The 13215-nt window shown below is 69.2% G+C and carries 10 protein-coding genes and 1 pseudogene; 3 read left to right on the plus strand and 8 right to left on the minus strand.

Annotated features, from left to right (window positions below):
- Positions 1-50 precede the first annotated feature (50 nt).
- Positions 51-1103 (minus strand): PDR/VanB family oxidoreductase, encoded by a 1053-nt coding sequence (locus tag AC3X7Z_RS03180; protein WP_489974979.1) that lies wholly within the window; start codon positions 1101-1103, stop codon positions 51-53.
- A gap of 131 nt (positions 1104-1234) precedes the next feature.
- Between AC3X7Z_RS03180 and AC3X7Z_RS03185 the strand changes: the two genes are divergently transcribed.
- Positions 1235-1894 carry a cupin domain-containing protein gene (locus AC3X7Z_RS03185; protein ID WP_489974980.1) on the plus strand — a complete coding sequence of 220 codons (660 nt, stop codon included), beginning with the start codon at positions 1235-1237 and terminating at the stop codon, positions 1892-1894.
- A 133-nt stretch (positions 1895-2027) separates the two neighbouring features.
- Here AC3X7Z_RS03185 and AC3X7Z_RS03190 read toward each other — a convergent pair whose 3' ends face one another.
- Both AC3X7Z_RS03190 and AC3X7Z_RS03195 read right to left on the minus strand, forming a co-directional pair.
- A complete protein-coding gene (locus AC3X7Z_RS03190) occupies positions 2028-2402 on the minus strand; it encodes a cupin domain-containing protein (protein WP_489974981.1) in 375 nt (124 codons plus the stop codon).
- Between the two features lie 57 nt (positions 2403-2459).
- Positions 2460-2978, minus strand: coding sequence for a type 1 glutamine amidotransferase domain-containing protein (locus AC3X7Z_RS03195; protein ID WP_489974982.1), 519 nt, complete (start codon positions 2976-2978; stop codon positions 2460-2462).
- A gap of 132 nt (positions 2979-3110) precedes the next feature.
- Here AC3X7Z_RS03195 and AC3X7Z_RS03200 point away from each other — a divergent pair, with 132 nt between their 5' ends.
- Positions 3111-4748 carry a BCCT family transporter gene (locus AC3X7Z_RS03200; RefSeq protein WP_489974983.1) on the plus strand — a complete coding sequence of 546 codons (1638 nt, stop codon included), beginning with the start codon at positions 3111-3113 and terminating at the stop codon, positions 4746-4748.
- 743 nt (positions 4749-5491) lie between these two features.
- Here the strand turns inward: AC3X7Z_RS03200 and AC3X7Z_RS03205 are convergent.
- The 3 genes and pseudogenes from AC3X7Z_RS03205 to AC3X7Z_RS03215 all read right to left on the minus strand — a co-directional run.
- Positions 5492-5839 carry an imine reductase family protein gene (locus tag AC3X7Z_RS03205; RefSeq protein WP_489975380.1) on the minus strand — a complete coding sequence of 116 codons (348 nt, stop codon included), beginning with the start codon at positions 5837-5839 and terminating at the stop codon, positions 5492-5494.
- On the minus strand, positions 5821-6138 hold the full coding sequence (locus tag AC3X7Z_RS03210) for a hypothetical protein (RefSeq protein WP_489975386.1): 318 nt from the start codon (positions 6136-6138) through the stop codon (positions 5821-5823). The genes AC3X7Z_RS03205 and AC3X7Z_RS03210 overlap by 19 nt, the downstream gene beginning before the upstream one ends.
- Positions 6139-6172: 34 nt before the next feature.
- Positions 6173-6880, minus strand: a pseudogene (locus tag AC3X7Z_RS03215) (NAD(P)-binding domain-containing protein); the annotation flags it as partial.
- On the opposite strand from AC3X7Z_RS03215, the gene AC3X7Z_RS03220 reads away from it, so the two are divergent.
- Complete coding sequence (locus AC3X7Z_RS03220; RefSeq protein WP_489974984.1) at positions 6826-8886, plus strand: MDR family MFS transporter; 2061 nt, start codon at positions 6826-6828, stop codon at positions 8884-8886. The pseudogene AC3X7Z_RS03215 and the gene AC3X7Z_RS03220 sit on opposite strands and share 55 nt — an antisense overlap.
- A 149-nt stretch (positions 8887-9035) precedes the next feature.
- Here AC3X7Z_RS03220 and AC3X7Z_RS03225 read toward each other — a convergent pair whose 3' ends face one another.
- Positions 9036-11642: a family 43 glycosylhydrolase gene (locus AC3X7Z_RS03225; protein WP_489974985.1), complete on the minus strand. Its 2607-nt coding sequence runs from the start codon at positions 11640-11642 to the stop codon at positions 9036-9038.
- A 432-nt stretch (positions 11643-12074) separates the two neighbouring features.
- Positions 12075-13088, minus strand: coding sequence for a LacI family DNA-binding transcriptional regulator (locus AC3X7Z_RS03230; protein WP_489974986.1), 1014 nt, complete (start codon positions 13086-13088; stop codon positions 12075-12077).
- Positions 13089-13215 lie beyond the last annotated feature (127 nt).

Raw genomic sequence — 13215 nt, forward strand, 5'->3', positions numbered from 1 at the left:
GAGCAGGCGGTGCGCCGAGGGCGTCCCGGCACGGGACAGGGAGTACGAGGTCAGAGATCGAGCACGACGTGGTCGCCACGCGCCCGGGAGACGCACGCCATCATGCAGCTGTTCTCAGCTCGCTCCTCCTCGTCGAGGACGCTGTCGCGGTGGTCTACCTCGCCTTCGAGCACACCGACCTCGCACGTGGCACAGGTGCCTTCCCGGCAGGAGAACTCGACAGGCACGTCGTTCTCGAGGAGAACCTCCAGCAACGACCTGCCGATCGGGACGTGCAGCACCTTCTGGCTCTGGGCCAGGGTGACGTCGAAGGGGCTGTCGGCAGCCTCGCTCGACGCTGCGGCCGATGGCGCGAAACGCTCGCAATGGAAGGTCCATGGTTGACCCACGACGAACTCCGTCAGGGCGTCGAGGAGCCCAGCCGGACCGCACGCCATGACGGCCGCGCCGACAGGGACGGGGCCCAGCAGCTCAGGGAGCGGGACCGGCTCGGCCGAGATGACACGCTCGACATCGGCGCCGTGGAGTGCCGGCCAGAGCCCCAGATCGACAGTGCGGTCCTCCGACCGCGCCAGCTGGACCAGCCGGACCGGCCTCCCCACCCGAAGGGCTGCCGCGGCCAAAGAGACGATCGGGGTGACCCCGATGCCCGCGGCCACGAAGACATATGCCGGAGCGTCAACGAGCGGGAAGTGGTTCGCCACCCGGCGAACCTCGATCGTCTGACCCTCGTGCAGCTGCTCGTGAATGGCACGGGAGCCGCCGCGGCCAGCGTGCTCGAGCTGCACTGCGATCTTCCACGTCGGTGAGGCCGCCTCATCCACCAGCGAGTAGTGCCGCAGCAAGGCCTCGCCCTCGGACTCGATCGCGACCTCGACGTGCGCACCGGGCTCCCAGGTCGGTAGCCGGCTACCGACCGGCGCCCCGAGCTCGAACAGTGCGATGTCCCTCGCCAGCTCCGTTCGCCGTAACACACGAGCGCGCAACGGGAGCTGAGCTTCGGCCTCAACGACTACCTCCTGACCGAGGCGGCAGGGGCCGCGTCCCGGCCGGTCGACCAAGGTAGACATCGGCACGCTGGCCGGGTTCGACTGCCTAGTCACGGCGCCTCCTTGTTGTGCGTTGGCAACGCACGTAGTGTGCACTCTTACCGCACGAGGAGTCAATGGGTCCCCGCACGCGGGTACAAGTTGTGGCACACCCTGTGCAGCGTGGCTTGGCGTACTATCGCGGCGTGACTCACTCAGAAGGTTTCGGAGCAGCCGAGACGCCAGGCATCGGCCCACGGATGCGTGCAGCGAGACAGTCGCGCGGCATCAGCGTCCGGGAGCTGGCGAAGCGCGTGGGTTGCTCCCCCAGCAACATCTCAGCCATAGAACGCGGCATCACACAGCCATCGATCAGCACCCTGACCGCTGTGGTGACCCAACTCGAGATTCCGATGGAGTCACTGTTCGGCGAAGGGCCGCTAGCGACGCGAAGCGAGGCCGAGAGCGGCGCTTCGACAGGCATGCCCCGTGGCGCCGAAGTGACGCCTCGACGGCCGCCGCCGCGCCGGCACGGCGTCATGCGGCGCGAACGCCGACCCCAGATCCGGATCGAGTCGGGAGTGGTCTCGGAGTCCCTGGTCCCGACGCACGAGGACGACGTGGACTTCTGCATCTACTCCTACGACCCCGGCGGGGCCTCCGTCGCCGATGCCCAATCAATCCGCCACCCTGGCCGGGAGTACGGTCTGGTCCTCGAGGGCACCTTGCGAGTGCAGATCGGCTTCGACGAGCTCACGCTCGAGGAGGGCGACTCGATCGCATTCGCCTCCACCACGCCGCATCGATTCTGGAACGACACGGACCGGGTCACTCGGGTCGTCTGGTTCTCGGGTGCCTCCCTCTGAATGAGGCGGCCGTCGAGGGTGCTGTGACCATGGCATGTCTTCGTACGACGACAGAGCGGTCGTCGTGCTGCTTGGTGTGCATCACGACGACCGCTCCAGCGGGAGCGTGCCGCTGACCTTGAGCCGTACGGGCTCAGCCCAGCGGCGGCGTTTCCACGTAGAAGAGCTCGGCCGGCTCCGTGCCGTCGTTTCGGATTCGGAAGCGACCCCCTGGAGGGAAGAAGATCGAGTCGCCAGCGCGGAACGAGAACCGCTCAGACTCGGTCTCCACCACGCACTCGCCGCGGGTGAGGTAGAAGATCTCATGGACTGGCCCGAGGTGGTGGTAGTCCCCCGACGGCGGAGGGGTGGTCTCGGTCGACCACCACGCGCTGATGTCGCCGGGGTTCATCCAGCTGACCCCGGCCATCAGCCGCGAACCGTGCTCGGCGTGGGTGATCGTCCGAGCCAAGGACATCCGCACTCGATTGGTCTCTCGAGTGGAGACCTGACAGTCGGCGATGGACACCACAGTGGGCTGGGCCAAGGCCGTGCGCTCAGCAGTCATCGTCTGGGCCGGCTCTCTTCAAGCGGGCTTGATGGCCTCGATCACGGCCTTCATCCAGGGACCCATGTCGGCCGGCACCCGCGCGGTGATGAGGTTGCCGTCGACAACAACGGGCTCGTCGACGAAGGCGACACCCGCGTTGACCATGTCGTCCTTGATGGCGGACACGGCAGTCGCCTTGCGGCCACTGACGATGCCTGCGGAGATCGCAACCCACCCCCCGTGGCAGACCGTCGCAACCGGCTTGCCGGCCTCGTTCATGACGCGGACGACATCCAGGGCCTGGGGGAATCGCCGGACCAGGTCGGGAGCGAAACCACCCGGGATCACGACGGCGTCGAACGCTGCTGCGTCGAGGTCGTCGTACGAAGCATCGACGGGGAAGGGGCTCATGTGGTTCTTCCCGGTCAGCGCTGCACCATCCGGTGAAGCGACGGTCACGTCGGCGTCCTCCTCCTTCAGTCGGTAGACCGCATAGATGAGCTCGGACTCCTCGAAGTAGTTCGCCGTGAGGATCAGGACCTTCTTACCAGTCAACGACATCGTCGACTCCCTTCGTGCAGTGATCGGAAGTTGTGCAGTGTCAACGTACACAGCGGACACTCGGGGCGCAATCGGCGCTCGATACTCGCTCGTTCGCCCAAATAAGTGCATCAATGCTTGACACGTATGTCATGTGGCGCTGAACATTGGCCGCCGACGGTGATCGCCGTCACACCGTGCGTGGCTCCGTCAGCACGGTCGTACACCGAGGAGGTGCTCGTGTCCCTTGCCATCAAGGATCCCGCCCAGCCGGACAGCGCGGAGCTCGAAATTGCGTCAGGCTTCCAGCCGAGGGTCTTCATTCCGTCGGCGGCAATCATCGTCGCCGTCGTGGTGGCCACTGCCTTGGCTCCCGACCGCATGTCGGCCTTCTTCGGGCGCGCACTGGAGGAGGTCGTCCACCTCTTCGGCTGGTGGTACATCCTGTTGGCTGCCGGGTGCATCTTGTTCACCCTCGCCTTCGGGGCGTCCCGGTACGGCAGGCTCACCCTCGGTCCCGACGGTTCCAGGCCCGAGTTCTCGCGGCTCTCCTGGTACACCATGCTCTTCAGCGCGGGCATCGGCATCGGCGTGCTCTTCTACGGCACTGCGGAGGCCGTCACCCACTTCACCTCTCCTCCGCCGCGGGGCATCGAGGCCGGCTCGATGGACGCTGCTCGTTACGGCGTCCACATCACCTGGATGGAGTGGGGGATCGGCGCGTTCGCGATCTACGTCGTGGCGGGACTCGCGATCGCCATGGCCGTTCACCGCAGGGGCCGACCCCTGTCCATCCGATGGGCTCTCGAACCACTCCTGGGCGACCGCGTGCGGGGCTGGATCGGCGACGTCGTCGACGTCATCGCGATCCTCGCTACCGTGTTCGGGCTCTCGACGTCCCTGGGGCTCGGGTCCCTCCAGCTCAACACCGGCCTCGACTTCCTCGGGTGGGCGAGCGTGTCGACGACCACTCAGCTGGTCCTCATCGTGGTGATCGGCGCGGTGGCCGCCGCGTCGGTCCTCTCCGGCGTCGACCGCGGGATCAAGTGGCTGTCCAACGTCAACGTCGGGTTGGCGATGCTGCTGCTGCTGTTCGTGCTGATCGCGGGACCCACCCTCTTCGTCCTCGAGGCCGCGGTGTCCCAGGTCGGGTACTACGCCCAGAACATCGTCCAGACGACCTTCGAGACCGACTTCTCCGAGGGCAACGCGTGGCAGAGCTACTGGACCACGTTCTTCTGGGCCTGGTGGGTCTCGTGGGGTCCCTTCGTCGGCACCTTCCTCGCCCGCATCTCACGAGGGCGTTCGGTCAAGGAGTTCTGCCTCGGCGTCATGTTGATCCCGGCCGGAGGCATCTTCCTGTGGTTCGGCATCATGAGCTGGTCAGCGCTCGAGCGAGAGATGTCCGAGCCCGGCAGCCTCAGCTCGCTGGCGACCGAGCACATCCTCTTCGAGTTCCTCTCTGGCCTGCCCTTTGGCACGATCAGCTCGGTGCTGGCGATCGTCCTCATCGTGACGTTCTTCGTGACCTCGGCCGACTCCGGCGCCCTCGTCATGGCGACCCTCTCCTCGGGTGGCTCGATCACGCCCTCACTGCTGACGCGTGCCGTGTGGATCGTCCTGCTGGTCGGCATGGCGAGCGTGCTCGTCATGGCCGGGGGTCTGAGCGCCCTCCAGACCGCGGCAGTCGTCGGCGGACTCCCCTTCACCATCGTCATGGTCCTGATGGCCGCGTCCGCGGTCCGCGGTGCTCGAGAAGCGAGCGACGACAGAGCAACGCCCTGACAGGCGGGCATTCGAGCGGTTTGCCGCTGGTCCCCCGTTTCGGCCGCACAGGTCCGGCGGGGGACCAGCGTCGTTCTGGGCGCTGTCGCTTCTTACTGGCCCGCATCTGTTGGGCCGCGCCGGCGAGTCGATCAGGCCACCTCGGCTGCGGCGGGCGGGCGTCATCACTTCGGAGAGGTCGGAGAGGACTGACATAGTGTGCATCGCTCCCCCGTCCGGGGCCTCCCATGGCTGAGGGAGTCAGCCGTCGTGGTGATTCGTGGCGGGCTCGGTGTCGCAAAGCGGAGACGGGTCGCCAGCACGAGCGGTCCGTCGATCGCCAGGACGATGCTGTGCTGTAGCGGCGCCAGTGGTTCAACGCGTTGGACCGCGGACGCGGGGATGACCCCAAGCCGGCAAGGTGTCGTTGATTGCTTACGCCGAGGCGTGGGGCGCCGATCAGCTCTGGACGGAGACACGCGGCAGGCGATGCCGTTGGCTGCGAAGTCCACGGCGTTTCGACGAGGTCGGCCTGCGCCCGATTCGACCCGCCCGGGCGCGCCCGCTCGCCCCCGGCGCGTCGGACAGGACGAACGTCGCCGGCGGGCGCGCGCTCAGGCGTACGCCAGGCCCGGAGCCGTGACTTCGTCCTGTCCGACGCGCCTGTGAAGGCCCCCGCCTGATCTTCTGGGCACACCGGCCGACCGGCGTCCCCAGCCGCGTCGCTGGATCGGCGGACCTCACCGCCAGGGCCTGCTCGACCGTCAGGAGCTCGGGTTCCTCAGCTCCTCCACGACACGGGACCCGTCCTCGCCATGGCCGCCGGCGACGGCGGCAGCCGCCAGCCCTTGCATCAGCCTCGGCAGCCGGCTGTCCAGGCCGAGCTCGTCACTGGTGTCCACGATGTGGTTGATCGCGGACAGCTCCATGGCCAGGTTGTCCTCCGTGCCGGGATAGTCGCCCTTGTCGACGTCTCGAGCCAGGCCGGCGAGGGTTGCGGGCAGGATCTCGACCATGATCGTGGCCAACGGCGCGAAGTCGCTCGCCGGGTAGGCCTGCGCCGTCACCATGGCCGACGCGTGCAGGAAGCTCGTCATTCCGGCGAAGAACACCTCGAGCATCCCGGTGTCCAGGAGCGAGGCCAGCCCGTGTCGTCGCCGAGGCAGCGGTTGTCTTCCCCGAGGAGCTTCGTCACGTCGAGGTGGGCCTCCATGGCGGCACGGTTGCCGCCGAAGAGGAACAACGCCTGCACCGCACCGATGAGGGGTGTCGGCACCATGATGGCCCCACGCAGCCAGTCGAGGCCGGCGTCCGTCGCCCTGGCGGCGAGGGTGCGCGCCTCGCGAGGTGTCGAGCTCGCGAAGTTGAGAACGGCTCGTCCCGATGCCACGTCCCGCGGCACCGACGCCATGACACTCCTGGTTGCCGACGGGTCGCGAGAGCACTGCGATCGTGAGGTCGGCGGCCGCGACCGCGGCCGCGGGGGTGTCGGCGATGGTCGCCCCCAGGTCGGCCGGTGGACTGCAGCGCTCCCGCGTTCGGTTCCACACGACGACCTTGGTGTCTCGCCCCAGCAGTGCCTGCGCCACTGCTGCGCCCATGGGCCCCTGGCCCAGGACGGCGATGGTTTCTGCGTCATGACGTCCCTCTCGGTCGGGCAACTCCCCTTGGAGACGACCCTGAGGGGCGCACGGTCGTGGCGACGAGTACGTACCTTCTCGTTCGGCACTTACCTGTGGTGAGGAGGCGCCGTGACCGGCGACAACGGTGGCGAGTTCCTGTGCGGGCTCGATGCGGCCGTCTCGGTGGTGGGCGGGAGTGGAAGCCGCCGATCCTCTGGGCACTGAGCGTCGAGCCGCGACGAACCAGCGAGCTGCGGCGGGACGGGCCCTCGAACGAGCGCTCGCACCCCTCGGTGACTGGAGCGAGGAGAATCTCGAACGCCTGACGGGGGCCCGTCGATCACGGTGAGCAGCCGCGGGGCTTCGCTGTCGCGCACGCCCCCCGGTCGTGGGGCGCAGGGACCCCGGCACAACGGCACTTCCTTGACCGGACGGAGGCTTGAACACTGTGGGTGCCCCGACCCGGAGGAGGCCCCTTGTCCGCCACCACCGCCACCACCGCCACACCGGCGCCCGCGCCGGTCGCCACACGGGCGCTCACCGGCTGGCACCGGATCGCGGCGTTCGCGACCATCGGCCTGGGCATGCTGCTGGCCGCGCTCGACGGGACGATCGTGTCCACGGCACTGCCGACCATCGTCGGCGACCTCGGCGGCGGCACGCACGTGTCCTGGGTGGTCACGTCCTACCTGCTCGCCCAGACCACGGTCACCGTGCTGGCCGGAAAGCTCGGCGACCAGTTCGGCCGCAAGCTCGTCTTCCAGCTCAGCGTCATCGTCTTCATCCTGGGCTCGGCGCTGTGCGGCCTGGCCGACGGCATGGTCTGGTTGATCGGCTCCCGGGCGCTGCAGGGGATCGGCGCCGGCGGGCTCACGGTCACGGCCACCGCGCTCATCGCCGACATCATCCCGCTTCGCGAGCGCGGCAAGTTCCAGGGCGCGCTCGGCGCCGTCTTCGGCCTCGCCACCGTGATCGGACCGCTGGTCGGCGGCCTGCTGACGGACAATGCCAGCTGGCGTTGGTGCTTCTACGTCAACGTCCCGCTCGCCGCCGTCGTGGTCGTCGCCGCACGCTGGACCATCCCCCACGTGGCCCGCGGGGCCAAGCCGCGCATCGACTACCCCGGCATGGCCGCGGTCGCCGTGGGCGCCTCGATGCTGATCCTGGCGACCAGCTTCGGTGGCACGACGTACGCGTGGAGCTCGTGGCAGATCATCGGCCTCCTCGTCGGCGGCGTCGCGGTCCTCGGCGTCTTCGTGCTCATCGAGCAACGGGCGGCGGACCCGATCCTGCCGCCGCGCCTGTTCGGTGCCAGGGTCTTCACCGTCTGCTGCGCCCTGAGCTTCGTCGTCGGTTTCACGATGCTCGGCGCGATGACGTTCCTGCCCACGTTCTTCCAGTACGTCGAGGGCGTCTCGGCGACCGAGTCAGGGTTCCGCCTGCTGCCGCTGGTGGTGGGCCTGCTGATCACCTCGGTCACCGCCGGCAACATCGTCAGCAAGACCGGTCGCTACAAGGTCTTCCCGGTCGTCGGCAGCCTGGTGATGGCTCTCGGTCTCTTCCTGCTCTCCCGGATGGATCCGTCGACCCCCCTCGGGGTCTCCTCGCTCTACCTGTTCGTCCTGGGCCTCGGCATCGGCATGAGCATGCAGGTCCTCACGATCGTCGTGCAGGGCTCGGTCCAGTACAGCGACCTCGGAGTCGCCACCTCCGGCGTCACCTTCTTCCGCACCATGGGCAGCGCCTTCGGTGCGGCCATCTTCGGGACCCTCTATGCCAACTTCCTCCAGGACCGGCTGCCCGAGGCGATCGCCACGTCACCCAGCGTCACAGCCGCCGACCGGGCGACGCCGGAAGCGCTGCACGCACTCCCCGCACGGGTGATCGCTCCGATCGTCGACGCCTACTCCGGGGCGCTGACCCAGGTGTTCCTCTGGGCGGTCCCGGTCGCCGTGCTCGCCTTCGTCCTGGCGCTCGTGCTGCCGCAGGTCAAGCTCGCCGACAACGTGGCCGACGCCGCGCCGGACCTCGGCGCCGGGTTCGGTGCCCCGCACTCGCCGGACAACGAGGAAGTGCTGTCGCGCCGGATCACGAACCTGCTCTACGGTCGGCACCGCGACCGGGTGCTGGACCTCCTGCAGTCCTCCGAGGAGGACCTGGACGCGGCCGGGCTCTGGGCGGTCGTCCAGGTCTACGGGCTCACCGCCGCCGGACATCGCGCCGACGTCGGTCAGATGGCGCGGTCCCGAAACCTGCCCACCGCGGTGCTCGAGCCGCCCTTCCGCCAGGTCATCGCCGCCGGGTACGTCGAGGGCGACCTCGACGACCTGACCGTGACCGCCCGGGGCAGGGGCGCGGTCGACCGGCTGCGCGACGACCTCACGGCGTGGATCAAGGCCCACCTGGAGGGGACGAGCGACAAGTCGCCCGAGGTGATCAGCACCGCGATCTCCTCCGTCGTCCGACGCGTCGTCGTCGAGCGCGCCGAGGCGGACGGCTCGCCGGCCGAGGAGCCCATGGTCGGCGCGGGCCGGTGACGCTGTCGTCCGGGACGCAGCACGAGAAGACCCGCAGGCCCCGTGAGGGACCTGCGGGTCTTCCGCTGGTGCGCGATCGTGCTGCGGAAGACCCGCAGGCCCCGTGAGGGACCTGCGGGTCTTCCGCTGGTGCGCGATCGTGCTGCGTGTCAGCGCCTGGCGCGCGCCTTGACCTTCACGCTGTCCGACCCGCCGGTGATCGCGGAGGAGCTGGGCACGACCACGGAGTAGCGGTGCGTGCCCGTGCGCTTGACCTTGACCGTGACCTTCATCGGTGCACCGGTCCAGGTCACCTCGCGCACCAGCTTCTTCCCGTCGCGGACCTTGAACACGGTGCCGACCGGCACGTTGTCCAGGGTGACCTTGAGCGCCAGCTTGGTGCCGACTCGCACCGCCTTGCCGCGGGCGGACCTGGGCAGCCGCACCACCACGCGGGTCACGGCCGGAGGTGTGGCGACCGGCGGCACCACCACGGGAGGGGTGACCGTCGGCGGGGTGACCGTGGGCGGGGTGGTGGGCGGGGTCGTTGCCGAGACGGCGGTGAAGGTCCAGGACGCCACGTCGAAGAGCTTGGTCCCGGCGGCACCGGCGTACGAGAAGTACACGTCCGACACGCCGTTCAGTGCGCCGGCGGTGATCGGGACCGTGACGTCACTCCACGTGGAGCCGTCGCCGGCCGGCACCTCGACGCTCCCCAGGACCGCCGCGGTGGCGGAACGGTCGGGTGAGGTGCTGACGGTGATCGTCCCACCGCTGCGCCCACGCACCTTGGCGACCAGTGACTGGGCGCCGCGGGCGCCGAAGTCGGCGTTCGAGATCGAGGTCCAGTCACCGTTGTCGATGCTGGTCAGGATCGAGGTCGGCACCGTCGTGCCGAAGGAGCCGTCCCCGTCGAAGCCCTGCCGGGTCCCCGCCTGCCACGCGATCGTCTCCGCGGAGACCGGGCCCGCGTAGGGGTCGAGGTCGGCCAGCTGCCCCGGACCGGTCCGGGTCCCCGTGGCCGGCGTGATCGTGCCGTCGGCTGCGATGGAGATCCTGTCGATGTGGGCGTTGCGGAACCCCTTGGTGCCGCTCGGGCTCTGCAGCGCCTGGTCCAGCGTCTCGGCGTGGTAGGTCAGGTACCACTGGTCGTCGAAGGAGAAGATCGCGTGGTGGTTGTTGCCGCCCACGCCGAAGAAGGCCGACTGGTTCTGGAACACCGGACCGACGTAGGTGTCCTCGGTCCACGGACCCAGGGGGCTGTCGGACTTCATGTAGTGGATGTTGCCGCGGCCCAGGGACCTGCCGTTGATCACGCGGTTGTTGGTGAAGTTCGTGCAGTAGGAGTAGTAGTAGGTGTCGCCGACCTTGTGGATGCCGGAGTCCTCGAAGACGGCGGGAGCGTCGACCAGGACGGCCGGGTCGATGGCACCGTCACCGTCGTCGTCGGCCAGGGACACCATGTCGTCGCCCAGCTTGATGGCCCGGGCGGTGCCGGGTGAGTCCGGGTTGACCTGCTGACCGTTGGCCTCCGGGACGCCACCACCGAAGTAGAGGTAGCCGCTGCCGTCGTCGTCGACGAGGACGGCCGGGTCGAAGAGCCACCACACGTCGGCGGCATCGGGGTTGCTGTTGTTGCGCACACCGGGAGTGTCGAAGGAGACCAGTGCGGTCTGCCGCGGCGCGGTGAAGGGTCCGACCGGGCTGTCACCCTTCAGCACCCAGATGCCCCCAGCAGAGTTGGCGAAGTAGAGGAAGACCTCTTCGTCGCCGTCACCGTCGGTGTCCTTCGCGACCACGGCAGGCGCCCAGGAGTTGCCCGGACGACCGGCGCTGGTGCCCGACAGGCCCGCAGGCCCGGCCGCGTTGATGCCGCCGTGGTTGGTCCAGTTGACCATGTCGGCGCTCGACCACACGTTGATCTGGTTGATCAGGCCGTAGTTGTTCGACTCGCCCTTGGTCAGCCAGTCGGACCACTCCTGGGTGTCGTTGGTCGTGTAGACGTAGACGCGTCCGTCGAACTCGAACGCCCAGGGATCGGCTCCGAAGTTCTGCGTCACCAGCGGGTTGCCGCGCGCGGCGACGCCGGTGGTCCCGGGGAGCTTGGCGAACGCACCGAAGGAGCCCGCCTCGGTGTTGTCGTTGCGTTCGAGGAGGTCGGGGCGGGTGACCGGCGTGGCGCCCTCCCCCGTCTTCGTGATGCTGACGTCGTCCAGACCGAAGGAGGCCGGGTAGGCGGTCAGGCCGAAGTCGTTCTCGAAGTAGACCTGGAAGTTGCCGACCGCACGATCGGCGGGGATGGTGAACGAGCCGGAGAAGGTCGCCCAGCTCCCTCGGGCGATGGTCGAGCTCGCCAGGACGACGTACTGGGCGCCGTCGGCGCTCGATCCGTAGTCCGCGGTGAGGTTGAACTTCATCGAGGCCGGCACGGGGTCGGCGTCGGTGTACTTGATCTTCGCGCTCACGCTGTAGGTCGAGCCGGGATCGACGGTGACCCTCTGGCTGATGCCCTGCACCGAGCTGGAGCGGTTGGCCGCCAGCAGGCTGGCGGTGCCCGTGGCCTTGTCGTCGGTGTTGCGGGTGACCGTCACGGTGCCACCGCCGCGGGCCTGCCACGGGGCGATCGTGGTCTCCTCGGCGCCGCCGTTGACGATCACCTCGGTGCCCACGGGAGCGGCTTGGGCGATGACCGCGGTGGAGGCCAGCGTGGCCGTGGCGGTGGTCGCAGCGACCGCGACGAATGCCGCCGCCACGCGTGTGAGTCGTCCTGGCTTCATGAGTCCTGCTCTCGGTGGGGTGACCCGACCGGGGAGGCCGGGGCGGAACTGGTGGCGCTCATCGCACGATCCGTACGGACCGTTCGGCGACGGTGGCGGCGTGGTCGTCGAGGGTGGTCGTCGAGGGTGGTCGTCGAGGGTGTGGACGAACGGGACGACCCGCGCCGGCCCCGCGTGCCCGGACCCGGCACCACCAGTCAGCAACACGCACGCTCGTGACCGCCCTGCCGCGAACAGTCGGACCAAGGCCTGGCGCACCATCGCGATCTCCCCGTTCCGAGTTCGGGCCGCAGTGACGATGATCACAGTGTTAGCGCTAACATGCGTTCCCGCAAGGGGCTCGGCACATCGACGACCTGCGGAGTGCCGAACGTCAGGACCTGCGAGCGTCTCGAGCGAGCGCACGGCCTCCGCGACGGGCGCTGCGGCGGCCTACCCGCCGAGCCGGCCCGCTGGCGCCGCGGTGCTGCGTCGCACGGTCAGCGTGGGCACGATGGGCACGATGGGCTCGATCGTGGCCTCGTCGTCACCGCGTACGGCCGCGAGAGCGAGCGCCAGCGCCCGTCGGCCGAGCTCGGCGAAGTCCTGCGCCACGGTGGTGAGGGCCGGCCAGAAGAACGCTGCCTCCGGCACGTCGTCGAACCCCACGACGCTGATGTCGTCGGGCACCCTGCGCCCTCGCTCGTGGAGCGCGTTCAACAGGCCGAGTGCCATCTGGTCGTTGCTCGCGAAGACCGCGGTCACGTCCGGGTCGTCAGCGATGAGCAGTCCGGCGCGGTGGCCGCTGGCCGGCGACCAGTCGCCCACCAGCTCCGGTCCGGGCAGGAGCCCTCGCGCCTCGTGGGCGTGTCGCCAGCCGGCGCGCCGCTGGTCGGCCTCGACCCAGTCGGCCGGTCCCGCGACGTGCGCCACACGGCGATGACCGAGGTCGAGCAGGTGGTCCACGGCGAGCGCCGCCCCGGCGTGCTGGTCGATGCCGGCGGACAGCGGCGCACCGGCTCGCACTCCCTGCACCGTCACAAGGGGGATGGAGAGCTGCAGCGAGCGCGTCATCTCGGCCGCCTCGCGGTGCGCGACCGCGACGACGATGGCCTCGACAGCCTGGTCGAGCAGGCGCTGGACTGCGTTGTCGAGCAGCTCGGACGAGAACTCCGGCAGTCCCACCAACGCGACGTCGTAGCCCGCGGAGTGGCCGGCCTCCTGCACGCCGAGGGCGATCATGCTCGGCCCGTGCAGTGCGAGGTGCGCGGTCACCATACCGATGCGGCGGGACCGGTTGGTCGCGAGAAGGCGCGCGGCGAAGTTGCGGCGGTAGCCGAGCTCCTCGATCGCCGCCAGGACCCGGAGCCGGGTCTCCTCCTTCACCAACGAGGCGTCGTTGAGGACGCGCGACACCGTCTGGTGGGAGACGCCGGCGCGCTCGGCGACCTGTGCCATGCTCGGCATGCGCGTTCCCGCCCGTTGCCGGGCGCCTCTCTCCCCCATGCGCGAATCCTAGGACCGCAGGCGCAGGAACCGCTGCCGATCACGTTCGAGGCAGGCGGGGGCGGAGCACCGCCTCTGACCTGAGAGA

This window comes from Nocardioides sp. Z24_21 (genome assembly GCF_058134345.1).

Excerpts from the sequence above, each read along its gene's own strand:
- AC3X7Z_RS03200 (WP_489974983.1), top strand. The coding sequence starts at position 3,111 with ATGTCATGTGGCGCTGAACATTGGCCGCCGACGGTGATCGCCGTCACA.
- AC3X7Z_RS03210 (WP_489975386.1), bottom strand. The coding sequence starts at position 6,138 with ATGGCGTCGGTGCCGCGGGACGTGGCATCGGGACGAGCCGTTCTCAAC.
- AC3X7Z_RS03225 (WP_489974985.1), bottom strand. The coding sequence starts at position 11,642 with ATGAAGCCAGGACGACTCACACGCGTGGCGGCGGCATTCGTCGCGGTC.
- AC3X7Z_RS03230 (WP_489974986.1), bottom strand. The coding sequence starts at position 13,088 with ATGCCGAGCATGGCACAGGTCGCCGAGCGCGCCGGCGTCTCCCACCAG.